This is a genomic window from Acinetobacter sp. YH16051 (assembly GCF_013417135.1).
In the GTDB taxonomy this organism is placed as follows: Bacteria; Pseudomonadota; Gammaproteobacteria; order Pseudomonadales; family Moraxellaceae; genus Acinetobacter; species Acinetobacter towneri.
Window position 1 is genome coordinate 64,310 of record NZ_VPEN01000007.1, and the last position, 24,734, is coordinate 89,043.

Below are 24,734 nucleotides of genomic sequence, written 5' to 3' on the forward strand. Positions count from 1 at the left end.
TCTATTTGCCCAAATAAGTACTGATGAATATGTCTGATTTTAATTCGCCACAAACCACAGCCTTTACTCCATTATCGCCTGCGGAGCGTTATGCACAAGCGTTAGCCTCTGGACAATTTATGCCAGATGATGCGCAGGCGCAGGCTGTACACGAACTTGAGCGTGTGTGGCAGGAATTAATTCAACGCTATAAAGCATCAAAAAAAGCGTTCCGCCGTTTCCGCCGCCAAACAGCACCACAGGGTGTTTATATGTGGGGTGGTGTAGGTCGTGGTAAAACATGGCTCATGGATCAGTTTTACGACTCGATTCCATTTAGACGTAAAACACGTATGCACTTTCACCACTTTATGCAGCATGTGCATCGTGAACTGAACAAACTTTCAGGGCAGCGTAACCCGCTCGATTCTGTTGCAGACCAAATTTATAAAGATGCAGTGGTGATTTGTTTCGATGAATTTTTCGTATCTAACGTGACTGATGCGATGATTCTGAGTGACTTGTTCCAAAAATTATTCCATCGTGGCATTACTTTGGTGGCAACATCTAACATCGCCCCAGACGGTTTATATAAAAATGGTATCCATCGAGATCGTTTTATTCCAACCATTGAAATGGTCAAAAAACATTGCCAAGTGCTAAATGTCGATGCTGGTGTAGATTATCGCTTACGTGTTTTGAAACAGGCGCAATTATTTAAATCGCCTTTAACGCATGATAATCAAAACTGGATGGCACAGCGTTTCAGTGCTTTGAGTAATACACAACATTATTCTTCTGAGCCAATTATTATCAACCAACGTATTGTTGAAACAATTGCGCATACTGAAGATGTGTTGTGGTGTGAATTTTCAGAACTGTGCTTTAAACCGCGTAGTCCTGCAGACTTTATTGAAATTGCCAACATCTACAACACGGTTTTGGTGAGCAATGTACCGCATTTAACAGACTTCTTGTCTGAAGGAACACGTCGTTTTATTTATTTGGTCGATGAATTTTATGATCGTGGTGTCAAGTTATTACTGACTTCTGAAGATTCGATTATTGAAATTTATCAGGGCGAAAAACTGGCATTTGAAATTGAACGCACACGTTCACGTTTATTGGAAATGCAGTCTGATGATTACTTAAATGAAGAACATCGACAGATACAGGCCACCGAAGCCAAACATCAAATCAGTTGATCTTTTAAGCGCCTAGAACTAGGCGCTTTTTTATGATAGAAAAGATGTGACTGTTGGTTTTATCGACATTTTGTCATAAACATGGCTTAATCTTGAAGGGTTGCAATAAGACTGACGTCGATTTTTACAACAAAATCTGAACTTAAGTCTAATTTCGACATTTCAAAAACTTTATACACTGTAAAAGTGTATTTAGATGAGTAATAGTGTCGTGTTTCTGATCAGGATTTATGATGATTGTTGTCATTCATCTTGTAATAAATGATCGTTATTTTGAAATGTGATAATACTATTCAGCTAAATATAAATCAGTATACTAGAATCTCTTGTATAAAAAGTAGCAATATCAGGAAAGACAATGACTGCACGTATTCAAAAAGGCAAGTTAGCGATTGCTAAAGAACTTTACGATTTCATCGAAAATGAAGCATTACCAGGTTCTGGTTTGGACAGTGATACATACTGGAAAAACTTTGAGCAAGTCGTTGTCGATCTTAGCCCTAAGAACAAAACATTACTCGCAAAGCGTGATGAGCTTCAGGCTAAAATTGATGAATGGCACCGCAATAATACATTTGAATTAGAAGCTTACAAAGCTTTCTTGACTGAAATTGGCTACTTATTACCAGAAGTAGAAGATTTTCAAATTACCACCGAAAATGTTGATGAAGAAATCGCATTATTGGCTGGTCCACAGCTCGTAGTACCTGTACGTAACGCACGTTATTGCTTGAACGCAGCAAACGCACGTTGGGGTTCGTTATATGACGCACTTTACGGTTTTGACGTTATTTCTGAAGAAAATGGAGCAGAAAAAGGTAAAGGCTACAACCCAGTTCGTGGTGAAAAAGTAATTGCATTCGCGAAAAACTTCTTAAATGAAACTTTCCCATTGGCGCAAGGTTCACATGCCGACGCGACTCAATATGCTGTAGAAGCAAACAAACTTGTTGTTCGCCTAAAAGATGGTTCTACAACAACTGTTACGGATAGCTCTAAATTCGTTGGTTACAATGGCGAAGCTTCTGCACCAACTGAAATCGTACTGAAAAATAACGGCCTGCACGCAGTCATCCAGATTGATGCAAACAGCCCAATTGGACAGACAGATGCAGCTGGCGTGAAAGATGTTGTGCTTGAAGCGGCTGTAACGACGATTCAAGACTTGGAAGACTCTGTTGCAGCAGTTGATGCTGAAGAAAAAGTTGAAGGCTACCGTAACTGGTTAGGCTTGATGAAAGGTACGCTTGAAGAGTCTATCGAGAAAAATGGCAAGACCATTACCCGTAAACTAAATGCTGACCGCACCTTCAAAAATGTTGAAGGCGGTGAGACCAAGGTTCATGGCCGTTCATTGATGCTGCTTCGTAACGTGGGTCACTTGATGACAAACCCGGCGATCCTTGTAGATGGCGAAGAAATTTATGAAGGCATCATGGATGCATTGGTCACTCCATTGCTTTCTGTGGCTGATATCCGTGGTGAGAACACGATCAAGAACTCACGTACCGGTTCTATGTATATCGTTAAGCCAAAAATGCACGGTCCAGAAGAAGTAGCATTTGCGGTTGAGCTGTTTGAACGTGCTGAACAAGCGCTTGGCTTACCTGCTAAAACCCTGAAAATCGGTATCATGGATGAAGAGCGTCGTACCTCTGTTAACCTGAAAAACTGTATTGCTCAGGCGAAAGACCGTACCATCTTTATTAACACCGGTTTCATGGATCGTACAGGTGATGAAATCCATACCTTCATGGAAGCAGGTCCATTTGTTCGTAAAGGCGAAATCAAAGGCCAAAAATGGTTCCCAGCTTACGAAAACCGTAACGTCATGGTAGGTCTACAAACAGGTCTACGTGGTAAAGCACAGATTGGTAAAGGCATGTGGCCAAAACCAGACATGCTGTTAGACATGTACAAAACCAAGACTGAACATCCTGAAGCAGGCGCAAGCTGTGCATGGGTTCCGTCTCCAACAGGTGCAGTGATTCACGCGATTCACTACCATCAAATTAATGTAGCAAACCGTCAGCAAGAATTGCTTGCAACTGAAGCATTGCCTTTAGATGATTTGTTAACTCCACCTCTTGCAACTGATACCAACTGGTCTAAAGAAGAGAAACTAAAAGAACTGGAAAATAACTGCCAAGGTATCTTGGGTTATGTCGTTCGTTGGGTTGATCTGGGTGTAGGTTGTTCTAAAGTTCCAGACATCAATGATGTGGGCCTGATGGAAGACCGTGCAACTTTACGTATTTCTTCTCAGCACGTTGCCAACTGGTTACGTCACGGAATTGTAACGCGTGAACAGGTTGAAGAAGTAATGCAGCGCATGGCGAAAATTGTAGATCAACAAAATGCTGATGATCCACTATACACGCCTATGTCTAACGACTTTGCTAATAACATTGCATTCCAAGCTGCATCTGACTTGATCTTCAAAGGTGGCGAGCAACCTTCTGGTTACACAGAGCCACTTTTACACGCAGCGCGTTTAAAGTTAAAAGGTTATACAGGTGATTAATCCTTTAGGATTTGATTTACTGATTGTGTAATACAAACAAATGAGCCTCTTCGGAGGCTTTTTTGTTGCCTGTATTTTGCTTATGGTTTTTTGAAAATTTTGCAGCTGAATAGTTACAGGATGTACTTGCTGCTAGAAAAACATCAAGCTGCGGAGTAGAGTGAAAGTCATATATAAAAAGTAGCGCAAGGACAAATACATGCCAGCATATCAAGATTTGAATCAACAATTTATTGGCGGCAAGTGGTCGGTTGGGACATCTACTAAAACCATTCCAAACTTGAATCCATATCATCAAACTACAATTTTTGAGATGCAGGGCGCCAGCGTGGTAGATGTTGATAGTGCCTATAGTACAGCGCAAAAAGCTTTTGATGAACAATTGATTCAATCCACAAGTCTGCGTCAATACATCATTAAGAACTTAGAGCAAGTCATTCAGCAACGACGCGAAGAAATTATCCAGTGGCTGATTGATGAGTCGGGCAGTACCCGTTTAAAAGCCAATATCGAAGTCGATGCTGCTTTAGGGATTATTCAAGAAGCTGCACAATTTCCCGAGCAAATGACCACGACGCAACTGGAAAGCAAAGATCCGAAAGTCCGTAGTGTTGTTTTGCGTAAACCTTTGGGTGTTATTGCTGTGATCAGTCCGTGGAATTTCCCTTTCCATTTGTCTATGCGTTCAGTGGTTACAGCGATTGCTTGTGGTAATAGTGTAGTGCTCAAACCTGCCAGTGATACGCCAGTCACAGGTGGAACTATACTCGGTAAACTGTTCGAAGAAGCAGACTTGCCTGCAGGCGTACTCAATGTGGTGGCGGGTGCGAGTCGTGAAATTGGTGATTACTTTGTTGAGCATGTAACTCCTAAAATGATTTCATTTACAGGCTCTACAGAAGTTGGACAGCATGTAGGGCAACTGGCCGTTGCGGGTGAGCATTTAAAACGTGTCGCCTTAGAACTCGGTGGCAATGCACCTTTAGTCATTTTGGATGATGCAGATATAGATTTGGCCGTAGAACTAACTGTGATGGGGCGCTTTTTGCATCAAGGTCAAATTTGCATGAGTACCAATCGGGTCATTGTCGATCAGTCTATTTATGCAGCCTATCTTGAAAAATTGTTAGCAAGTGTGTCGCAATTAGTAGTAGGTGATCCGAATAAAAATGACACCTTGATTGGGCCAATTATTAATGCAGAACAGGTGAAAAAGCATCAGCATATTATTCAAAAAGCACAGGCGCAGGGTGCAGAATTGGTTTATGCGGGCGGGGTTACGGGGAACTTAGTTGCACCACATGTTTTTGTGAATGTCGCTGCCGATTCAGAAATTGTACAAAATGAAAGTTTTGGACCTATTTTACCGATTCTCAAAGCAGCAGATACCGCACATGCCTTACAGTTAGCGAACGATACACGCTATGGTTTATCTGCTGCTGTATGCACTACAAATGTAGAACGCGGTGCAGAATTTGCAGCACAGTTTGATGTTGGAATGACACATATTAATGGTATTACCGTTGCCGATCATGCCAATGCACCGTTTGGTGGTGAGAAAAACTCAGGCTTAGGTCGTTTTAATGGGCGCTGGATATTTGAAGAATTTACCCGCACGCATTGGCTGACATTGCCAGCTTAACGGTAATTATTTGTCCTGCGTTTTGTTTGAGTAAGAAGGAATGCGTGGGTGCGCACTTACTGTTCATGATCAAAACGCATAATATAGTGCGTGTGTCTAATCATCCAATTTGTATATGTGTGCCAATTTTAAACCAATAAGCATAGCGCAATTATCTGCATTAGGTCTGCCTGAAATTCCGTTTGAATATGCTGAAGAAGCGTATCCAAATTCGAGTGTGCCACTATTGTTTAAGTCTGAACAAGGTTTAGAGTGGCGCTCGGTGAATTTTGGCTTGATTCCCAAATGGGCGGAAGACAGAAGTATTGCGCAAAAAACCTATAATTGCCGTAACGAAACTTTATTAGAAAAACCAAGTTTTAGTGAAGCTGCTTATAAGTGTAAATTTGGCGCGATTGTTGTGTCAGAATTTTATGAATCCAAATATATAGACAGTAAACCGCAGCGTTGGGGTGTACGTCGTAAAGATGGACAGGCCTTTTTTATTGCAGCACTGTATGAAATTTGCCGTTTAAAGGATGGGCAAGGCACGGAAGAAATTGTCCGTTCTGCGAGTATGATTACCATGGACGCAATTGATCACGCGATGATGAAGGAATTTCATGAGCCTGGGCCAGTCAAACGTTCTGTTATTGTTATTCCACATGCACGTTTAGATGAATGGCTAAGTTTGAAAACACCGAACATACACAGCTTTGTGCAGGGCTTTCCTGTAGACGAGTTTGAGTGTTCACATGTACCAAAAGCAAAGATCGAAAAAGTAAGCCCCCAGCTCAATTTTTTCGATCTTTAAGTACATCTTGTGCTTATATAGGATAAGAACAGATGTGGAACAATAACGTGATGTTTAGCGTGCTAAATTATTAAAAATATGACGTAAACTTTCCATCATTTTTTCAATTTGTAGTGGAGTTAAACCATCAAATGACTGCTCTAAAACAACGCTAGTCAGATCATTAATTTTGTTGGTCATCTCATTACCTTTTTCAGTAAGCACGACACGAGTGATACGCGCATCATCATCACAAGAATAAGTTTCAACCAAACCTTCATCTTTTAAACGATAAACAATTTTAGTTGTAGTTGACATTTTTGACACCACCATGTCTGACAAATCAGACACACTCGCATGTGCTTTTGACCTTAATGCCAATAAAATACGACGGCGAGAATTATCTAAACCATACTTTTTAAGTGCCTGATCGACATTCTGTACATATTGAGCATGTACTTGTGTGACCCAATAATACGGAAATTGTTCAATATCATATTGGTCGGCGGATGGTAGAAATTTTGAATATTTCTTGGACATTGCATATTCCCTGCATTGTTTTAATTGTATTTTTGATATTTCACATTTTATGTGAAAACTCATGTGCTTAGCAAGATGCTTTCAGTGGCTAAAATTTGGTTGAAATCTGACGAAATATGATGAATCTCGATTTAGAAGCTGGCTTTGAAATGGCTATTTTTCCAAGCGCGTAGGCATTTGTTTAAGTTCAATCCATATTCATGTGTCATATCAATTAATCCTATAGAATTGTTTTAGTTTGGATTAGTAGTGAGTTATCTGGTTTTATAAGTTGAATTATCAATTTAACCATCAACTTAGGCTGCATTTTAGTTAAAAAAATACATTTGTACACTTGGCTTTTAGGTAAAAGTGCGGGTTATTGCGTTGAATTTTGCAAAAAAATTATAAGCTTTGGTCTAATCTTTTAACAATAGTTGTTTTTTATCAATATTTTAAGTTTAGATTAAAGTGTGGGTTGGCTTACAGTTGTAATCTATGACTAATGCGTCTAAAAATACATTACAATTCATTTGACATTTTTAATCCATTCTCACGGCTTTTGTTTGGCTGTCATCGCTCTAAAAAAATTAAGAATGTGAAAAATAAAGTAAAAACCATCTTATAGATCGTACTGTTTAGTTTTATTCAAAAAAATTAAAAATTTAATTACAAATGTTCAAGATTGTGCATAATTAAGCTATCTATTGCTAAAAAGGTTACTTTTATGGATCCGTCGCCGTGCGCAGGTCTACTTTATATTTCGATTTCTGCTAACTATCTCGGAGCTATGAACTAATGGAGTTTTTATTAGATCCGGGAATATGGGTTGGTTTAATTACACTTATTATTCTAGAAATCGTATTAGGTATTGATAACCTAGTCTTTATTGCAATTCTTGCAGAAAAATTACCCCCAGAACAGCGTGATAAAGCCCGTGTGATTGGCTTATCTTTAGCGTTGTTTATGCGTTTAGGATTGTTATTTGCAATCTCTTGGTTGGTTACTTTAACCGAACCGTTAATTACCTTATTTGAAAAAACCTTTTCAGGGCGTGACCTCATTCTCTTGGGTGGCGGTTTGTTCCTCGTCTATAAGGCGGTAGGAGAGTTGCATGAGAAGATGGAAGGCAAACCCGAAGTCAAAGTCACGACCAATGTGGTTTATGCAAGTTTTGCCGCAGTTGTAGCACAAATTGTTGTTCTAGATGCAGTTTTCTCTTTAGACTCAGTTATTACCGCAATTGGCATGGTCGACAACATCTATGTGATGATGGTTGCCATGGTGGTTGCAATGTTGGTGATGTTACTTGCATCTAAGCCATTAACTGCTTTTGTGAACCGTCATCCAACAGTGGTGATTTTGTGTTTAAGCTTCTTACTATTAATTGGTATCAGCTTGATTGCAGAAGGTTTTGGCTTCCATATCCCTAAAGGTTATATCTATTCGGGTATTGGTGTTGCGATTGCTATTGAAGCGTTTAACCAATTTGGTCAGCGCAATGTTGCAAAACATGAAGCAAAAATTCCGTTACGTCACCGTACTGCAGATTCAATTTTAAAATTGATGGGGGGGCGAGTTGAAACCAGTAGCCCTGATTTGCATAACGAAGCGCAAGAAGCGTTTGCAGATGAAGAACGCTACATGATTGGTGGTGTCTTGACTTTGGCAGAGCGTTCAGTCGCATCAATTATGACGCCACGTAGCCAAATTTCATGGGTCGATATTGAAGATTCACCTGAACAAATCCGCGAACAGATTCTATCTGTACCACACAGCTTATTCCCAGTGTGTCGTGGTAGTTTAGATAAAGTCATTAGTATTGTACGTGCCAAAGAGTTGTTGGATGTATTGGACGAAGAAGAAGAGCTTAAAGCTTTAATTAAACGTCAGCGTCCAATTTACATTTTTGAAAAAATGAAAGTGATTGATGCGATCAATACGTTACGTACCTCTAAAGGTTCTTTGGTTTTAGTCAGCGATGAGTTTGGTAATGTTCAAGGTTTGATTTCACCGCTTGATGTGTTTGAAGCGATTGCAGGTGAATTCCCTGATGCAGACGAACAGTTAGATTTGGTTAAAACCAATGAAAACGAATGGAAAGCAACAGGTATGCTGGATTTATACCAGCTTGAACTTGAACTGGGTATGATGGATCTGATTGAAGAAGATGCAGGCTACATTAGCGTTGCAGGTTTGATTTTAGATAAAACCCAAGGTGAAGTTCAGGTCGGCACGCAGTTGGATTATCAAGGTGTGCACTTTGAAGTGACAGAACTTGATGGTAACCGTATTAAAACTGTGATGATTCGCTTACGCTAATTACTAAGCTTTGAATTAAATCACTCAAAAAGCTCTACCGAAATGGTGGAGCTTTTTTATGGTGTAATAAAAAGATTGTGATGTTTCATCCTGAAAATGTGTATCAGCGATAAGTCTGGATTTTAAAAGCTGAACATGAAATGTGGCATGGAATAGAAAAAAAGAAACAACCAAACAGGATTACAAATTTGGTTGCTTAAACAGGGAAAAGAAAAAGCGAGAAACTAAAACAAATGTTTAATTTGTATGTGACTTCGCCACTAAAAATTAAACTGCCAATTGATTTTCAATCACATTCCATAAATTTCGATGTGACTTTTTAAACATCGCCATATGCCCAATGGCTTTATGCTGATAACGCTTTGGTTTAAGTTCAATCATATTAGTCGATGCATGGGGATAGAGACGGAGTAAATCTTTCACATTGGCTTCGGTGGCAATCTCATCATCCGAACTCCAAATAGCAGTAATCGGGCAACGAATTTCATCGTGATAATGCTGTGAAACTGTTTTGCCTATAGCATTGATGACATAGCCGGGTTTGCTACAAAATTGTGCCCATTGTTGGGCCACATTTTTAGGTAGGTTTTCGCCCATGCCAATTGCATTGGTTGGGCCATAACCATGTGTGATTCTGGCAAGTGGAAAAATAACTTTAAACATCACAGGGGCAAGTAGGCGAGTACGACCTTTTAAACCTTTTGTGTGGCCTGTAGAGCCTGAAACAGCTACGACTTTTGCCACTTTATGATATTCAGGATTAATCCCCAGTAATTGTCCGCCTGCGCTGTGTCCCAATAAAACCACTTGTTCAGCTTGCGTTTTTTGCAGCAAAGTATTTACTGCTGCAGGAATATCTAACTGCCCCCAATCAACAATACTGGCTTCACATTGTTTCAATGGTTCGTGTAACGAATCACCAATACCACGAAAATCAAAACACAGCACAGCATAGCCTTGTTCATTTAGCCATGTGGCAAAAGCGTGATAAAAATTCTTGGTAATGCCTGTCGCGGGACAAATCAAGACGGGTAGACGCTGTGCTTGTGTATATTGATTTGGATAATAACGGGCAGCGAGGGCATAACCATCTGCACATATAATATTTAAGCTTTCAAATGTGCTCATAATGTTTTAAGGATGATGAGAATAAAGTTACTTTACACGAGTTCCAAAAAGAAACTTGTATTTATTCTGACTCTAAAGTCAAGCTTAGTAGTCTGCGAGTGTAGTTAAATAGCCACACGAAAAATAAAAGAGTGTTAAACATGGAAAGTTTATCTTTGGCAGTGCGCCTTGCGATTATTTTCAGTGGAATATTTTTGTGGGTGGGGATGCTTACAGGCGTGTGGAAATATTGGCAAATTCGTGCTTCTGCCCAAGCGCGTGCTCATTATTATGTGGATATCGCACATCGCAGTAGTTTGTTATATGCACCTGCAAGTTTAATTTTAGCGGTCTTGGCTTATTTTTGTATTTGGGATGCCACTGTAATTTTAATTTGTGTGATTCTAAATTTAGTATTTTTTAGCTTTTCTATTCTGAGTTATATCTTGCATGGATTGCTTAAAGATACCACTAATCAATTTAAACAACCGCATCAAATTGCAGCATGGACATTGCCAAGTTGGTGCATGAGTTTGGCGATGCTGTTATTGATTGTGGCTGAATTGGGTGGGACTAGTGTGTTATTGCTTGGCGCAATCTATGGATTGTTGTAATTCTAATTGCTCAGTTTAATTTTTTCTTGGTAGCCCGTAGAAGATTTTGAGATTTTTGCTGTAGATCAGGAATGATGATTAGAATCTACTTTTTGAGTTTGGCGGCAGAGGAGTGATCCATCTGCCGCAAAGTGAAAGCGAAAAAGCTAAAATGAGTGGGTGCTAGGGTAAGATTAATGAACTTCTACGTTTTTATGTTCACGAAACTTTTGGTCAATGGATGTCCAAATCGCAAAGGCTATACATACCAATAAGGCATATAAAAAATAGGTTGGTTTCAAGTTGCCTTGAATTGAGCCTTGGAGCAATAGGGTCAGCATCAGTGCAAAAGTGGTGCTTAAAAAAGTAACTAGATTTTGGTTAGCCTTCAGAGCGTTAATGAAGACTTGCGTATTGAAATGTGAAAACATCTCCATCCCTCCTTGTTATAAATCACTAAAATCAGAGCATTTTAGTCAGATTGGTTTTATTGTTCTACCTTGTTCAGCAAACTATTTCAAGCCCTTATAGTCATATTTTGATAAAAAACATCATTTTCATATGAAATACTACTATTTGTTATCATTTATTTACAAAATAATAAAAAGTAGTGTGTTTTTTAAGCCATTTAAATACGATTTCAATCGTACTTGCATATTTTATGCCAGCTAATTTTGAGGGCGACTATACGACTTTAGCGTTAATTTGAGCTCTGCTTAAAATGGGTGAATGATTTATTTTGTTTTAGTTTTTTATTGAAAATATTTTAATTTCATTTGTTTATTTATACCAAATAATTATTTGGGTTGCTATTATCATGACTGATAAATTGCCTTAAAAAGAGGCAGTTTTAGCACAAGAAACAATAAGTGCGGGTTTGGGTAAAACCTGACAATTATTGTCTAACTTAAATTCGTATTTGGATAAAACACGACTTTAATACAATACAGCTCGAAAATAGAGCATGACTTGAAAAAATAGCCGAGCTCGAAGTCCGTACTGGCTATTTTTTCATTCGATCATGAATTGCAGCGAATACAAAAATCAGTAATGCAGGAATCAACCAAGCGAGGTTTTGTTCACTCAGGGGAAAATTGGTCAGTGTGGTTGGCAAGAATCTAGCTAAGTCTGCGGCCTTCATTGCATCAATGATGCCAAAGAGCAATGCAACTGCGGCAGTAGGTGCAATCACGCGGGTTGGAATACGGAATAATCCCCAGAAAAAGCTGAGTAGAATGACCACAATTGCAGGTGGATAAATCGCGCTTAAAATAGGCACTGAAACTGCAATGAGTTTGGTGAGTCCAAGATTGGAAATAACAAAGGCAAAGCCCACTAAAATAAATACCCAACGGCGATAATGAATTTTAGTAATTTGCTCAAAATATCCAGCACATGCGCATGTCAGTCCAATTGCCGTAACCATGCAGGCAATAAAAATCATTGCAGCTAAAAATACCGAGCCAAATCCGCCAAAAGCATGTTGCACATAGGCATGTAAAATGACTGCACCATTACTGGCATTGGCGGCAACATCGTGACTGCCCATCCCCAGTTTAAATAGGCTTAGATAAACTAAAGTTAAACCGATCCCTGAAATTAAACTTGCCCATACCGCATAGCGGGTGATGAGTTTTTTATCAGTTACGCCACGTGAACGAATCGCATTAATAATCACAATCCCGAATACCAATGCACCTAAGGTATCCATAGTGAGATAACCGTTAATAAAGCCTTCAGATACAGGACTGTTCACATAATTGTGAATGGCAGGTGAAATTGTACCTGTCGGAATAATAAATGCAGTGATGCCTAAAATTAGTAATGACAGAATTTTAAGCGGGGAAAGTACATAGCCCACTGTATCTAAAATTTTGTGTGGATACAGTGAAACTAACATCACCAAGGCAAAATAGATGGCGCTATAAATGAATAAGGTGCTCGCGGAATCGCCAAAATAGGCAGAGAAACCAATTTCATAAGATACGGTAGCGGTACGTGGTGTGGCGAAAAGCGGGCCAACCGCTAAATAACAGACGACTGTTAAAATTAAGCTCGCGATTTTGCCTAAAGGCGAACTTAAAATTTGTATAGAACCTTCGACACGTGACAACGCCATAATGGTAATCACGGGTAAGCCAACTGCGGTAATGAGAAAACCGAGCGCAGCAAGCCAGACGTGCTCGCCCGCTTGCTGTGCCACGATAGGTGGGAAAATAATATTACCTGCACCAATAAACAGCGCAAAGGTCATAAAACCCAAGGCAATAATATCCCGTGTGCGTAAATTCGTCATGGGAGAGAAATAAGATGTAAACAAAAGAAAGCGATTTTAGTAGATCGAGCTATGATTTTCTAATTTATTTTATAGGTCATATGAATATTTTTTATGATATGTGTTTGTAGGCTATTTTAATCTTCACTATAAAAATTAAATAACTTACTGTTTATCTGATGTATTTTTGAAAAATGCTGATCCCACATAGTATAGATGGCTTATCTAGTATAAGTTTTGGTTGCTATTTTAAATGCGCAGTTCTTAAACAAAACTGTTGGTCGCATGACGATGGATACTTGTTTGGCAGCTTGAGCTGATTTTACAAGCCGAAAGGGTTAATAACTGCTAGTTGAAATCTACCTATTTCTATATTATTATATACAAATGAGTGGATATGTTAGTATTGGCGTTGCAGCTAAAACACTGGGTGTTTCCATCCAAACCCTAAGAAGATGGGATGAGGAAGGCACTTTAGTCGCAGATAGAACCCCAAAAAATCACAGACGTTACGATCTAAGCAAGATCACACCTGAACTTATCCATGATCTATCAATTCAGAACAGCCGAAAAACTATTGCTTATGCAAGAGTATCTAGTCACGATCAAAAGGCTGATCTTGAGCGACAAAAACAAGTTTTGGAAATGTACTGTGCCAAGCAGGGATGGACATTTGAGATTATTAGTGATTTAGGCTCAGGGATGAATTATCACAAAAAAGGGCTTAAGGCTCTTTTGGATGGAATTATTAATAATGAAATTGGTCGATTGGTTTTAACCCACAAAGATCGATTATTACGTTTTGGTGCTGAATTGGTTTTTGCTTTATGTGAAGCTCGGAATGTTGAAATTGTAATTATTAATCAGGGTGAAAATTTGAGTTTTGAGGAGGAACTGGCTCAAGATGTCCTGGAAATTATCACTGTATTTTCAGCACGATTATATGGAAGCCGAAGTAAAAAGAACCAAAAGCTAATACAGGCGGTCAAAGAAGCACTATGAGTCGATTTATACGAGGGCATATCATTGAATTGATGCCCAATAATAAACAAGCAAGCCATTTTGCTCAGGCAAGTGGTGTTGCTCGTTTGTCGTATAATTGGGCTTTAAGAGAGTGGCAGCGACAATACAAGGCTGATAAGGAATATCGAGATCAGTGTGAGTATTATGATGTTGCGGTGAATGAAATGCTTCTTAATAGACCTAAAGAGAGTAAATTAAGAAAGCACCTAAACACTTTTAAATTTGAAAAATATCCTTTCATGAAGAAAGTGACTAAGTGCGCACCACAGTTGGCGATTAAGCAGTTGGGTAGTGCTTTTGATAGATTTTTTAACGGCAAATCAGGATACCCCAAGCCAAGAAAAAAAGGCAAGGATGACCGTTTTTCATTATCAAATGATCAATTTAGCGTAAAGGGTCGGTCTATTAAAATCCCTAATTTGGGTTGGGTGAAAATGACTGAGAATCTGCGCTATAAGGGTAAAATTCTCTCGGCCAAAATATTTAAACAAGGTGGTAAGTGGTTTGTATCAATCGCTGTCGAACTCACCCAGATCGAAAAGCTTAAACCGAAAACAGGTTTAAGTATCGGTGTTGATTTGGGTGTCTCTAATCTTGCCACCCTTTCAAATGGTGAGGTTATTCCTTCTAACGCACCACTTAAAAGACAGCTTGCAAAACTAAGGCGACTCAACAAGTCTTTTAGTCGTAAGAAAAAAGGTAGTCAGAATCGAGAAAAAGCAAAATCCAAGCTATCTCGCCTGCACTATAAAATTGCCTGTCTACGCAAGAATAATCTTCATCAAGTCACAACGGATTTGGTAACACGTTTTGATGTGATTGCGATTGAAGATTTGAATGTTAAAGGCATGTTGAGGAATCGTAAACTCGCAAGAGCTATATCCGATATGGGTTTTTATGAGTTTAAAAGGCAGTTGATTTATAAAGCCAAACAGCATGGAAAATCGGTACTTTCGGTTGGTCGATTCTTCCCAAGTAGTAAAATGTGTTCGTGCTGTGGTGAATTAAATCAATCTCTCACACTTTCTGCGCGAGAGTGGAAGTGCTTAGTTTGCCAAACCATCCAAAATCGTGATGTTAATGCATCAATTAATATCCTGCGATATGCGGATAAAGATTTAATCACTGCATAAGTGGTGATTAAGGCGGTGAGTTACACCGTGACAGCCTATGGAATTGAGGTAATCCCTAAAGCAAATGTTTTAGGTTCTTGATGGTGAAGTAGGAATTAAACATCAAACCCACATTGAGTAGGTTTGAGTAGGTTTTAAATAACGGCTATAATCTCAGGCTTCAGGTCAGGAGTTCATCATGCGCGCCCTTAAAGTCAGCATTAAATCAGAGCAAGATATTGAGAAATTACGCATTTCGGGGCGTTTGGCTGCTCAGGTGTTGCAGATGATTGGCGAGCATGTCAAACCCGGAGTCACGACAGAATACTTAGATGATTTGTGTCACGATTATATTGTAAATACCTTAAAAGTCATTCCTGCCAATGTGGGCTATCACGGTTATACCAAAACCACCTGTATTTCACCCAATGAAGTGGTCTGTCATGGTATTCCATCATCCAAAACCATTTTAAAAGATGGCGACATTATTAATATTGATGTGGCAGTGATTAAAGATGGTTTTTATGGTGATACCAGTCGTATGTACTATGTGGGTCAGGTGAAACCAGAAGCGAAAAAACTGGTCGATACCACTTATGAGGCGATGCGCGCAGGGATTCATGCGGTGAAACCGGGCGCGACTTTGGGCGATATTGGCTATGCCATTCAAAGTGTGGCGCATCGTGAAGGGTTTAGCATTGTGCGTGAATATTGCGGACATGGTATTGGGCAGGTGTATCACGAACAACCAAGTGTGCTGCATTATGGTCAGCCTGGACAAGGCTTGGTGCTTAAAAAAGGCATGGTATTTACCATTGAGCCAATGGTGAATGCGGGCAAAGCGCGTGTGAAAGAACTGAAAGATGGCTGGACGGTGGTGACGACAGATAAATCACTTTCTGCACAATGGGAACACATGGTTGCTGTGACTGATACAGGCTTTGAAGTGTTATCGCCGTGGCCAGAAGGTACGGGGAGTTATCCTGAAATTTAATGCACGAATGCTTTCAGGTTAAGACTGATAGATAAAACATCTTAGACTTTAGTTTTAAACTATTTGTTAAAAAATGAACAATCGCTATAATTGAAGTCAAAGATACTTGCTGTAGTTTCTTTGTTTTAGCTTTCTTATTTTAGATTGTAGTTTTCAAAGCTTATCTGTCTTAGATAAGCTTTTTTTTTGCTGTTTCGTATCTGAAATCAAAAGATCCTATGTGCTAACGAATGGTTAGCTTTTCGACCAAATAGTCGATAAATACACGTACAGCAGGTAATAAACCACGGCGTGATGGATAGACGGCATGGAAAATACCATGCGGTGCGTGCCAGTCGGGTAAAACACGAACCAATTCACCCGATGCAACATAATCTTCAACAATCGTGTCAGGCAACAACACAATGCCACAATTTTGTCGTGCCAATTGCGCTAGCATCATTAAATCTGAACCCATGACTGTAGGGTTGACCTTAATTTTTTTCGGTTGCTGTTGTTGATCATGCACAACCATGTATTGATCTAAATGCTCATCCGACATGCTTAAAATTTTATGATGACTTAAATCTTCAGGTTTTTTCAAATCGCCAAATTCATTCAAATAAGCCTGACTGGCAAATAGATGTTGTTCGATGTTGCTGAATTTGCGAATCACCAAACTTGGATCATCATCTAAATTTGAGCGGACACGCAGGGCAATGTCGATCCCTTCGTTGACGATATCGACACGACGGTTGCTGACAATTAGCTGTACTTTAATTTCAGGGTAGGCTTTCAAAAACTCAGGCAAGATTTTGGCAATTTCATTTTGTGCAATTGAAACAGGTAAGCTGACTTTAATTACACCACGCGGTTGAATACTTAAGTGATCAACCAGATCATGTGCAGCTTGGGCAGCATTCATCATAACCTGCGCATGACGATAGACGTTCATGCCAATTTCAGTCACTGCAAAATGGCGTGAGCTGCGCTGAATTAAGCGTACACCTAAGCGTTCTTCCAAATTATGGACTCTGCGGCTCAGTTTGGATTTTGGAATGTCCGTCGCGCGTTCTGCAGCACTAAAACCACCGTGTTCGACCACTTGGGCAAAACAATAAAAATCATCCAAATCTGTGAGCATGACTAAATTCCATTTGTGCAACAATGTTTAAATTAAAGAGGCATCGTTGCATGATGTCAATTATTAATTGTGTTTTGTTGCTGTGCTGTTTGCAGAATATCTAAAACCTGTTTGTATTCTTCTAAACGAGCTAAATCACGTGCTGTTGGATGTGAGATACGCGCAAGATTCATATTGTCTTGCACATCTAATATTTTCACGCTGCGTGCGAGTGAATTGCATGCAGTACGTTGTGCGGCTTGGATGCGGGTTTCATGTGGCTGTTTAGTCAAGGCTTGAATCGCTTGAATAATATGTGCTTGAAAGCCCAAGTTGTGCAGGTCTTCTGCCGTAGTGGAGGTATCTTCAAGGATATCGTGTAGCACTGCCACAATTTGTTGATCAGGGTGCTGTAATTGCAACATTAAGCGTAATGGATGCAAAATATAAGGCCGACCGCCTTTATCGATTTGGCCTGCATGCTGTTGTGCTGCCAATGTAATTGCGTTTTCTAAAGTACTCATGTTTTTTAAACAAAATTTTTGATGATTATAAGTGGCTGATACCACAAAATATAGCAATTGCTTGCTATGATGCGAACGATATAGCGTATTTTACGCATTTTATTTTTATTTTTGGTGACGACACGCTATGCCATATCAATTGATTGAATTGAATACACCCGCCACAGAAAATTTGCTTTGTCCACATTGTAAGCATGCTGTGATTAATTGGGCTGAAGAGCAATATATTCAGCCTTGTGAGCATACTTTATTTGTGGCAATGGACTTGGGTTTTGAATTCGTGGCAGATGTATTTGAACAGAGTATGCTGTGTAGTGTTGATGATATTCATGCACATGACGATCAGTTGGATATGTGGCAGGAATTGACATCTAGCCAGTACCTGCAATATTTAATTTATAAGACTGACTTAGGTGTGCAGGATTTGTCTCGTTACATTGGCTTTACTGCTGCCTAATTGGCTTGATCTTAAAGCATCTAAGCCTATAAAAAAGGGAAACTCAGGCATTGAGTCTCCCTCTGTGATGAAGCATGGAGTTTTTTATTTGTGCTTAACTGATTTAGCTCTCAATTTCTTCTTCTACTTCATCATCTGCACTGTCCATACCTAACTCTTTGAGCTTTCGGGTTAGAGTGTTACGTCCCCAACCCAATAGTTCTGCTGCATGGCGTTTACGCCCACGGGTTTGTTGTAGTGCTGCATTAATTAAAGTACGTTCAAACATTGGAATGGCAATATCCAGAAGTTTCATTTCACCATTTTTGAGCTTTTGAACTGCCCATTGACCCAACAATTCATCCCAGTGGTGCATAGACACTCGATCTACCAAGTGCTGTGCAGGATGCTCACCTAATTTTTCAATTGGAATTTGCTTGAGTTCAGTTGGTAAATCTTCAGGATAGACCTCACGGCCTGTAATCATGACGGTTAGCCAACGGCAGGTATTTTCCAGCTGGCGTACATTACCTTGCCAAGGCAGTTGTTGCATATATTCAACAGTTTCAGGTCGCAATATTTTTGGACTCACGCCCAATTCTTTGCCTGCACGTGCCAGAAAGTGTTGCGCCAACATCGGAATATCTTCGCTGCGATGCGCCAGTTTAGGAATATGAATACGAATGACGTTCAGACGGTGATACAAGTCTTCACGGAAGCGACCATCCTGTACCAGTTTTTCTAAGTCCTGATGCGTCGCTGCAACAATACGCACATCTACTTTGACAGGTATATGCCCACCAACACGGTAAAACTCACCGTCAGCCAAGACACGCAATAAACGAGTTTGAGTTTCAAAAGGCATATCGCCAATTTCATCTAAAAACAGTGTGCCACCGTTGGCTTGTTCAAAGCGGCCTTGACGTTGTGTATTGGCACCCGTAAACGCGCCTTTTTCATGCCCAAATAGTTCGGTTTCAATCAAATCTTTAGGAATGGCCGCCATATTTAGCGCAATAAATGGTTTGCTGCTACGTGGGGAGTGGCGATGCAGTGCATGTGCCACCAGCTCTTTACCTGTACCAGATTCTCCATTAATCAACACGGTAATGTGTGATTGTGATAATCGTCCAATGGCGCGAAATACTTCCTGCATAGCAGGTGATTCACCAATAATTTCTGTCGATTGAATTGGCTGTACTGTAGATTTTGCAGATTCTTGCTGTTGTAATTTGGTGATGTGTAAAATCGCACGGTTAACCAATGCCAAAGCTTCATCAATATCGAAAGGCTTAGGCAGGTATTCAAATGCACCAGTTTGGTAGCTTGAAACTGCTGACTCTAAATCGGAGTGTGCAGTCATAATAATGACAGGTAGGTCTGGGTAATTTGCTTTGACTTTGGCTAAGAAGGTCAGGCCATCCACCCCAGGCATACGAATGTCGGTCAAAATTACATCGGGTGCATCTTGGCTGAGTTCATCCAGTGCAGATTGAGCCTCTTCAAAACTAGTGACTTCAAAACCTTCTTCTCTAAAGGTTTTTTCCAGTACCCAACGCATTGCACGGTCATCATCAATCACCCAAATTTTATTTCGCGACATGACTCGCCTCCCAAGGTAAATATAAGCTAAATATTGTTTTTCCTGGAATGGATTGGCATTCAATCATTCCGTTATGTTGATGCATAATATTTTGTGCGATGCTCAAACCAAGTCCTGTACCGTTTGCGCGTCCAGTCACCAATGGATAAAACACGGATTCTAAAATGTCTTCAGGTACGCCTGGGCCGTTATCTTCAATATCAACACGTACGGTAGAACGATTCAGCACACCATTAATGGTAACCAAGCGTTGAATACGAGTTCTTAAAATCAATTCAGGTCGATGCTCGGTAAAGAAATCGGGATGTTCGGTCATGGCTTGTACTGCATTGGCGCAAATATTCAGCATGACTTGAATCAATTGATCGCGGTCTGCCATGACTTCAGGTAAAGAAAGGTCATAATCACGGATAATATTTATTTTGTTTTTAGTTTGATTGACGATCAGGCTGCGCACCCGTTCTAAAGGTTCGTGAATATTGACCAGTTCATAGCTTGGTAGTTGGCGTGAGCCGAGCATGGTATCGGCCAAGTTTCTTAAACGATCTACCTCGCTAATAATAATGTCGGTAAATTCATCATATTTCGGGTCATTTAAACTTCGTGCTAACAGTTGTGTCGCACCACGAATTCCTGCAAGCGGGTTTTTAATTTCATGTGCCACACCACGAATCAGCTGACGTGCGACTTGATGCTGTTGAATAAAGTTTTCTTCTTTGGAAATTTTGAGCATCCGATCAATCGGATTCAATTCAATCAGCAAAAGAGGATGATAAGGCTTGCCTGCATTTAACTGTGATGCAGTGTAATCGACATGAATATCTTTAAAATTGACATTAATGGTCGCTTCACGGCGGGTGTAGGGTTGACCAGTTTTGATGGTATTCAGGAAAGCCTCTTGCGTATTGAACTCATCATCAGGCATGTGCAGCAAATTTAAAACGGGTTGCCCCGAAGCGCGAATTAAACTGATATCAAACAATGCTTCACAAGACGAGTTTAAATAAAAAATATTCAGGTCACGATCAACCAGTAAAATTGCGGTGCTGAGGTTATCCACCAAAAGACGATAGTCAATGCTCTGGGTCTGATCCATTCGTGAATGCTTCCTGTATGAAATATTGTGCAAGGGCATTGTCATCTGTCAGCCATGTTCCAAATTTGGATCGAATTGAGGCGAATTAAGCAAAATGCACGCCAACTTTTCGTTTTTAGTGCATTTATCACTGAAGAATCGGAAAAATGCGCAGGAACTGGACTGAATTTTCAAGATATAACGGATAACAGAAACACTGTAAATAAAAAATGCATTAAAATGGTGCAATATTTAAATCATTCAGCCTGAATGGTTGTATTTTGGTGCATTATGCAAAGAGTCGGCTATTTCTCTATTTTTATGCAAAGAAAAGTCATACAATACGCGCATTCTAGTGGAGTGCAGATTCTATGAAATCCCCCAAAGTCGGTTTTGTTTCTTTAGGTTGTCCTAAGGCATTGGTAGATTCCGAACGAATTTTAACTCAGTTAAAAACTGAAGGTTATGATGTCGCATCTGATTATGAAGGTGCTGACTTAGTTGTTGTCAATACATGTGGTTTTATTGAATCTGCAGTACAAGAGTCCTTAGACGCGATTGGCGAAGCCATGAATGCCAATGGTCGTGTCATTGTGACAGGTTGCTTGGGTAAAGATGAAGATAAAATTCGTCAAATGCATCCCAACGTATTAAAAGTGACTGGCGCGGCTGCTTATCAGGACGTGATGGAAGCGGTGCATCAATATGTTCCTGAGCCACCAAAACATAATCCATTTATTGATTTGGTACCTGAACAAGGCATTCGTTTGACGCCTAAACATTATGCCTATCTTAAAATTTCAGAAGGCTGTAACCATCGCTGTACTTTCTGCATCATTCCAAGCATGCGTGGCGATTTAGTTTCGCGTCCTGTGGGTTCGGTATTAGAAGAAGCTGCGGCACTGAAACGTGCAGGCGTAAAAGAAGTATTGGTAATTTCTCAAGATACTTCTGCCTACGGCGTAGATACCAAATACAAATTGGACTTTTGGAACGGTCAGCCTGTTAAAACCAAATTCTATGATATGTGTGAAGCCTTAGGGCAATTGGGTATTTGGGTGCGTTTGCACTATGTCTATCCATATCCGCATGTGGATGCTGTAATTGATTTAATGGCACAAGGCAAAATTTTGCCTTATTTGGATATTCCATTCCAACATGCCAGCCCGAAAGTATTAAAGTTGATGAAGCGACCTGCGCACAGCGAAAACACGTTGGAGCGTTTAAAACTTTGGCGTGAAAAATGCCCTGAGCTGGTGATTCGTTCAACCTTTGTGGTGGGTTTTCCAGGCGAAACAGAAGAAGATTTCCAAATTTTGCTCGACTGGCTAAAAGAAGCGCAATTAGACCGTGTTGGTTGCTTTACTTATTCACCTGTTGAAGGTGCGGCAGCAAACGACTTGCCAGATCATGTGCCAGAAGAAATCAAGCAAGAACGCTATGAGCGTTTTATGCAGGCTCAGCAAGAAATTTCAGCAGCTAAACTGCAAAAACGTATTGGTCAAACCATGACCGTGTTGGTAGATGATTTGGAAGAAGAATTTCCAGTCGCAGTGGCACGTTCTTATGCAGATGCGCCAGAAATTGATGGCAACGTCTTTGTAGAAGATATTGACAAGAGCGTGATTAAAGCAGGTGATTTACTTGAAGTTGAAATTACCGATGCCGATGAATACGACTTATTTGCCAAGCTGATTCAGGTCAAATCTGCATAATGCTTTGCAGATTTGGCTTGCAAGCTGTAAGCCATACAAATTGTAAAAAATTAAAGTTTAGAATTTAGAATTGGAGTAATGACAATGTTAGATTCAAAAAAGCCACGTTATGCACGTATCTTGTTGAAACTATCGGGTGAGGCACTTGCGGGTAATAAAGACATGGGGATTGATGCGCAAGTGCTCGATCAAATGTCTTTGGCAATTGCACACTTGGTCGGTTTAGGTGTGCAAGTGGGTATTGTTGTCGGTGGTGGTAACTTATACCGTGGCAGCCAATTACAAAAAGATGGCTTAGTTGGCCGTGTAACAGGCGACCAAATGGGTATGTTGGCAACGGTGATGAACGGTTTAGCCATGCGTGATGCCTTGGTGCGCCGTAACATCAAAACCCGTTTAATGTCTGCATTGCCTATTGGTACAGTGGTTGAGTCTTACTCAAGCCGTGATGCGATTCGTCACCTGACTCAAGGTGAAGTGTGTGTGTTCGTTGCGGGTACAGGCAATCCATTCTTTACCACAGATACAGCAGCATGTTTACGTGGTATCGAAATCGAAGCTAACTTGATCTTAAAAGCGACCAAAGTAGATGGCGTATATAACAAAGATCCAAGCAAATACGAAGATGCGGTGAAATATGACACACTTACATTTGACCAGGTGTTGGATGAAAAATTAGGTGTTATGGATTTAACTGCAATCTGCTTATGCCGCGATCACAATGTGCCGTTGCAAGTTTTTGATATGAATAAAGCAGGTGCATTGCTTTCTGTAGTGATGGGCGAAAAAGAAGGTACTCACGTTACGAACTAATGTACGTGAGCCACAAAGCTCTTTATACTACGGTCTAATTTAACCCTATATTTTGACTCAAATTTTAGAATACAGTAAGGAAGATCTTATGATTAACGATCTTAAAAAAGACAGCGAAGAACGTATGAGCAAGACTTTAGAGTCTTTAGAACATGGTTTTGCCAAAGTACGTACAGGTCGTGCACATCCATCAATTTTAAATGGTGTGATGGTTTCTTACTACGGTTCCGATGTGCCACTTAACCAAGTAGCCAACATTGGTGTAGAAGATTCACGTACCTTATTGGTTCAGCCATTTGAGCGTTCAATGGTGTCTGCAATTGATAAAGCAATTCGTGAGTCAGATTTGGGTCTAAACCCAATCACAGCCGATGCAATTCGTGTACCGCTTGCAGCATTGACTGAAGAAACTCGTCGTGACATGCAAAAAGTTGCGCGTTCTGAAGCAGAAAATGCCAAAGTTGCTATTCGTAACATCCGCCGTGATGTATTGGGCGACATCAAAGCATTATTGAAAGAAAAAGAAATTTCTGAAGATGATGAGCGCCGTGCAGCAGATGACATCCAAAAAATCACAGACAAATACGTTGCAGAGGTAGACAAGCGCCTTGCTGCAAAAGAAGCTGAGTTGATGAAGGTCTAATCAATGACCACATCGGACGACAGCGCGTCTTTGCCAAAACATGTTGCCATCATTATGGATGGCAACAATCGTTTTGCAAAAAAAAATCAAATGCAAAAAGGGGAAGGACATCGTTCTGGTAAAGATGTACTTGACCCGATTGTTGAACATTGTAGAAAAAAACACATTCAAGCTTTAACCGTTTTTGCTTTTTCGAGTGAAAACTGGAATCGTCCGCAGTTTGAAGTGGATTTACTCATGCAATTGCTGGAAACCACAATTCATGAGCAATTACCACGCATGGAAAAATTCAATATTGCCTTACGTTTTATTGGTGACCGTTCACGTTTGTCGCCGCATTTGCGTGAGTTAATGTTGCATGCCGAACAAAGGACTGCTAATTTCAACAGCATGACACTCACAATTGCCATTAGTTATGGTGGTATGTGGGATATGGCACAAGCTGCAAAACAAATTGCAGCAGATGTTGTGGTGCATAAAATTGATATTGAACAAATAGATACACAACTTTTTGGTCAATATGTCAGTCTGGCAGACCTACCACCTGTCGATCTGTTGATTCGTACAGGTGGCGATTTTAGATTGTCCAACTTTTTACTTTGGCAAGCTGCGTATGCTGAATTGTATTTTACCCAAACCTTGTGGCCTGAATTTAGCATAGAAGAATTTGACGATGCACTGGCAGTATTTGGTGGTCGCGAACGTCGTTTTGGTAAAACTTCTGAGCAAATTCAACAAGAGAAAATTGAGAATTAA

Annotated in this window: 22 protein-coding genes; 14 read left to right on the forward strand and 8 right to left on the reverse strand. The window is 40.1% G+C overall.

The genetic code is table 11. The features are described 5' to 3' along the window. The first annotated feature begins 29 nt into the window (after window positions 1-29). The 4 genes from zapE (at window position 30) to FTV41_RS07845 (ending at window position 6,143) form a co-directional block, all read left to right on the forward strand. Complete coding sequence (zapE, locus tag FTV41_RS07830) at window positions 30-1,184, forward strand: cell division protein ZapE (RefSeq protein ID WP_004976758.1); 1,155 nt, start codon at window positions 30-32, stop codon at window positions 1,182-1,184. Window positions 1,185-1,542: 358 nt separating this feature from the next. Next, window positions 1,543-3,708 carry a malate synthase G gene (locus tag FTV41_RS07835; RefSeq protein WP_179996379.1) on the forward strand — a complete coding sequence of 722 codons (2,166 nt, stop codon included), beginning with the start codon at window positions 1,543-1,545 and terminating at the stop codon, window positions 3,706-3,708. A gap of 199 nt (window positions 3,709-3,907) precedes the next feature. Next, entirely contained in the window at window positions 3,908-5,350 is a 1,443-nt protein-coding gene (locus tag FTV41_RS07840; RefSeq protein WP_131261472.1) for an aldehyde dehydrogenase family protein, read from the forward strand. A gap of 115 nt (window positions 5,351-5,465) precedes the next feature. Then, window positions 5,466-6,143: an SOS response-associated peptidase family protein gene (locus FTV41_RS07845; protein ID WP_154320789.1), complete on the forward strand. Its 678-nt coding sequence runs from the start codon at window positions 5,466-5,468 to the stop codon at window positions 6,141-6,143. Between the two features lie 54 nt (window positions 6,144-6,197). Here the strand turns inward: FTV41_RS07845 and FTV41_RS07850 are convergent, their stop codons facing one another. Then, window positions 6,198-6,662: a MarR family winged helix-turn-helix transcriptional regulator gene (locus FTV41_RS07850; protein ID WP_004976754.1), complete on the reverse strand. Its 465-nt coding sequence runs from the start codon at window positions 6,660-6,662 to the stop codon at window positions 6,198-6,200. Between the two features lie 777 nt (window positions 6,663-7,439). On the opposite strand from FTV41_RS07850, the gene FTV41_RS07855 reads away from it, so the two are divergent. Then, window positions 7,440-8,963, forward strand: coding sequence for a TerC family protein (locus tag FTV41_RS07855; protein ID WP_004976753.1), 1,524 nt, complete (start codon window positions 7,440-7,442; stop codon window positions 8,961-8,963). Between the two features lie 267 nt (window positions 8,964-9,230). On the opposite strand, the gene FTV41_RS07860 is transcribed toward FTV41_RS07855, so the two are convergent. Next, window positions 9,231-10,091: an alpha/beta fold hydrolase gene (locus FTV41_RS07860; RefSeq protein ID WP_096901415.1), complete on the reverse strand. Its 861-nt coding sequence runs from the start codon at window positions 10,089-10,091 to the stop codon at window positions 9,231-9,233. 140 nt (window positions 10,092-10,231) lie between these two features. Between FTV41_RS07860 and FTV41_RS07865 the strand changes: the two genes are divergently transcribed. Continuing rightward, complete coding sequence (locus FTV41_RS07865; RefSeq protein ID WP_004976749.1) at window positions 10,232-10,684, forward strand: hypothetical protein; 453 nt, start codon at window positions 10,232-10,234, stop codon at window positions 10,682-10,684. Between the two features lie 173 nt (window positions 10,685-10,857). Here the strand turns inward: FTV41_RS07865 and FTV41_RS07870 are convergent, their stop codons facing one another. Continuing rightward, window positions 10,858-11,094, reverse strand: coding sequence for a hypothetical protein (locus FTV41_RS07870; RefSeq protein ID WP_004976747.1), 237 nt, complete (start codon window positions 11,092-11,094; stop codon window positions 10,858-10,860). Window positions 11,095-11,666: 572 nt separating this feature from the next. Further along, entirely contained in the window at window positions 11,667-12,959 is a 1,293-nt protein-coding gene (gene brnQ / locus FTV41_RS07875) for a branched-chain amino acid transport system II carrier protein (protein WP_096901417.1), read from the reverse strand. Between the two features lie 366 nt (window positions 12,960-13,325). On the opposite strand from brnQ, the gene FTV41_RS07880 reads away from it, so the two are divergent. From FTV41_RS07880 to map, 3 genes are all read left to right on the forward strand, one after another. Next, complete coding sequence (locus tag FTV41_RS07880; RefSeq protein WP_179996380.1) at window positions 13,326-13,940, forward strand: IS607 family transposase; 615 nt, start codon at window positions 13,326-13,328, stop codon at window positions 13,938-13,940. Further along, entirely contained in the window at window positions 13,937-15,094 is a 1,158-nt protein-coding gene (locus FTV41_RS07885) for an RNA-guided endonuclease TnpB family protein (protein ID WP_179996381.1), read from the forward strand. Before FTV41_RS07880 ends, FTV41_RS07885 begins: the two co-directional genes overlap by 4 nt. Before the next feature lie 178 nt (window positions 15,095-15,272). After that, window positions 15,273-16,067: a type I methionyl aminopeptidase gene (gene map / locus FTV41_RS07890; RefSeq protein WP_004976729.1), complete on the forward strand. Its 795-nt coding sequence runs from the start codon at window positions 15,273-15,275 to the stop codon at window positions 16,065-16,067. Window positions 16,068-16,290: 223 nt separating this feature from the next. On the opposite strand, the gene FTV41_RS07895 is transcribed toward map, so the two are convergent. Then, a complete protein-coding gene (locus tag FTV41_RS07895) occupies window positions 16,291-17,190 on the reverse strand; it encodes a LysR substrate-binding domain-containing protein (protein ID WP_004976726.1) in 900 nt (299 codons plus the stop codon). A gap of 56 nt (window positions 17,191-17,246) precedes the next feature. Then, window positions 17,247-17,693 carry a guanosine-3',5'-bis(diphosphate) 3'-pyrophosphohydrolase gene (locus tag FTV41_RS07900; protein WP_179996382.1) on the reverse strand — a complete coding sequence of 149 codons (447 nt, stop codon included), beginning with the start codon at window positions 17,691-17,693 and terminating at the stop codon, window positions 17,247-17,249. A gap of 127 nt (window positions 17,694-17,820) precedes the next feature. Between FTV41_RS07900 and FTV41_RS07905 the strand changes: the two genes are divergently transcribed. After that, on the forward strand, window positions 17,821-18,150 hold the full coding sequence (locus FTV41_RS07905; RefSeq protein WP_179996383.1) for a hypothetical protein: 330 nt from the start codon (window positions 17,821-17,823) through the stop codon (window positions 18,148-18,150). Window positions 18,151-18,253: 103 nt separating this feature from the next. Here the strand turns inward: FTV41_RS07905 and glnG are convergent, their stop codons facing one another. Together glnG and glnL are read right to left on the reverse strand one after the other, a co-directional pair. Beyond that, window positions 18,254-19,732 (reverse strand): nitrogen regulation protein NR(I), encoded by a 1,479-nt coding sequence (gene glnG / locus FTV41_RS07910; protein ID WP_168418931.1) that lies wholly within the window; start codon window positions 19,730-19,732, stop codon window positions 18,254-18,256. After that, on the reverse strand, window positions 19,719-20,828 hold the full coding sequence (gene glnL / locus FTV41_RS07915) for a nitrogen regulation protein NR(II) (protein WP_004976718.1): 1,110 nt from the start codon (window positions 20,826-20,828) through the stop codon (window positions 19,719-19,721). Before glnL ends, glnG begins: the two co-directional genes overlap by 14 nt. Before the next feature lie 350 nt (window positions 20,829-21,178). Between glnL and rimO the strand changes: the two genes are divergently transcribed. The 4 genes from rimO (at window position 21,179) to uppS (ending at window position 24,734) form a co-directional block, all read left to right on the forward strand. After that, a complete protein-coding gene (rimO, locus tag FTV41_RS07920) occupies window positions 21,179-22,522 on the forward strand; it encodes a 30S ribosomal protein S12 methylthiotransferase RimO (protein WP_179996384.1) in 1,344 nt (447 codons plus the stop codon). Window positions 22,523-22,606: 84 nt separating this feature from the next. Further along, the gene (pyrH, locus tag FTV41_RS07925; RefSeq protein ID WP_004976712.1) at window positions 22,607-23,335 is read left to right on the forward strand and encodes a UMP kinase; all 729 of its coding nucleotides are present in this window, start codon (window positions 22,607-22,609) and stop codon (window positions 23,333-23,335) included. A gap of 88 nt (window positions 23,336-23,423) precedes the next feature. Continuing rightward, entirely contained in the window at window positions 23,424-23,978 is a 555-nt protein-coding gene (gene frr / locus FTV41_RS07930; protein WP_004976711.1) for a ribosome recycling factor, read from the forward strand. 3 nt (window positions 23,979-23,981) lie between these two features. After that, window positions 23,982-24,734, forward strand: coding sequence for a polyprenyl diphosphate synthase (gene uppS, locus FTV41_RS07935; RefSeq protein ID WP_179996385.1), 753 nt, complete (start codon window positions 23,982-23,984; stop codon window positions 24,732-24,734).

What these genes read in the sequence shown, in the direction of transcription:
- FTV41_RS07870 (WP_004976747.1), bottom strand. Translation starts at nt 11,094, where the DNA reads ATGTTTTCACATTTCAATACGCAAGTCTTCATTAACGCTCTGAAGGCT.
- glnL (WP_004976718.1), bottom strand. Translation starts at nt 20,828, where the DNA reads ATGGATCAGACCCAGAGCATTGACTATCGTCTTTTGGTGGATAACCTC.
- FTV41_RS07855 (WP_004976753.1), top strand. Translation starts at nt 7,440, where the DNA reads ATGGAGTTTTTATTAGATCCGGGAATATGGGTTGGTTTAATTACACTT.
- FTV41_RS07865 (WP_004976749.1), top strand. Translation starts at nt 10,232, where the DNA reads ATGGAAAGTTTATCTTTGGCAGTGCGCCTTGCGATTATTTTCAGTGGA.
- FTV41_RS07885 (WP_179996381.1), top strand. Translation starts at nt 13,937, where the DNA reads ATGAGTCGATTTATACGAGGGCATATCATTGAATTGATGCCCAATAAT.
- FTV41_RS07850 (WP_004976754.1), bottom strand. Translation starts at nt 6,662, where the DNA reads ATGTCCAAGAAATATTCAAAATTTCTACCATCCGCCGACCAATATGAT.
- FTV41_RS07835 (WP_179996379.1), top strand. Translation starts at nt 1,543, where the DNA reads ATGACTGCACGTATTCAAAAAGGCAAGTTAGCGATTGCTAAAGAACTT.
- brnQ (WP_096901417.1), bottom strand. Translation starts at nt 12,959, where the DNA reads ATGACGAATTTACGCACACGGGATATTATTGCCTTGGGTTTTATGACC.
- FTV41_RS07895 (WP_004976726.1), bottom strand. Translation starts at nt 17,190, where the DNA reads ATGCTCACAGATTTGGATGATTTTTATTGTTTTGCCCAAGTGGTCGAA.
- map (WP_004976729.1), top strand. Translation starts at nt 15,273, where the DNA reads ATGCGCGCCCTTAAAGTCAGCATTAAATCAGAGCAAGATATTGAGAAA.
- FTV41_RS07845 (WP_154320789.1), top strand. Translation starts at nt 5,466, where the DNA reads ATGTGTGCCAATTTTAAACCAATAAGCATAGCGCAATTATCTGCATTA.
- FTV41_RS07905 (WP_179996383.1), top strand. Translation starts at nt 17,821, where the DNA reads ATGCCATATCAATTGATTGAATTGAATACACCCGCCACAGAAAATTTG.
- FTV41_RS07840 (WP_131261472.1), top strand. Translation starts at nt 3,908, where the DNA reads ATGCCAGCATATCAAGATTTGAATCAACAATTTATTGGCGGCAAGTGG.
- rimO (WP_179996384.1), top strand. Translation starts at nt 21,179, where the DNA reads ATGAAATCCCCCAAAGTCGGTTTTGTTTCTTTAGGTTGTCCTAAGGCA.
- glnG (WP_168418931.1), bottom strand. Translation starts at nt 19,732, where the DNA reads ATGTCGCGAAATAAAATTTGGGTGATTGATGATGACCGTGCAATGCGT.
- FTV41_RS07900 (WP_179996382.1), bottom strand. Translation starts at nt 17,693, where the DNA reads ATGAGTACTTTAGAAAACGCAATTACATTGGCAGCACAACAGCATGCA.
- FTV41_RS07880 (WP_179996380.1), top strand. Translation starts at nt 13,326, where the DNA reads ATGAGTGGATATGTTAGTATTGGCGTTGCAGCTAAAACACTGGGTGTT.
- uppS (WP_179996385.1), top strand. Translation starts at nt 23,982, where the DNA reads ATGACCACATCGGACGACAGCGCGTCTTTGCCAAAACATGTTGCCATC.
- frr (WP_004976711.1), top strand. Translation starts at nt 23,424, where the DNA reads ATGATTAACGATCTTAAAAAAGACAGCGAAGAACGTATGAGCAAGACT.
- zapE (WP_004976758.1), top strand. Translation starts at nt 30, where the DNA reads ATGTCTGATTTTAATTCGCCACAAACCACAGCCTTTACTCCATTATCG.
- FTV41_RS07860 (WP_096901415.1), bottom strand. Translation starts at nt 10,091, where the DNA reads ATGAGCACATTTGAAAGCTTAAATATTATATGTGCAGATGGTTATGCC.
- pyrH (WP_004976712.1), top strand. Translation starts at nt 22,607, where the DNA reads ATGTTAGATTCAAAAAAGCCACGTTATGCACGTATCTTGTTGAAACTA.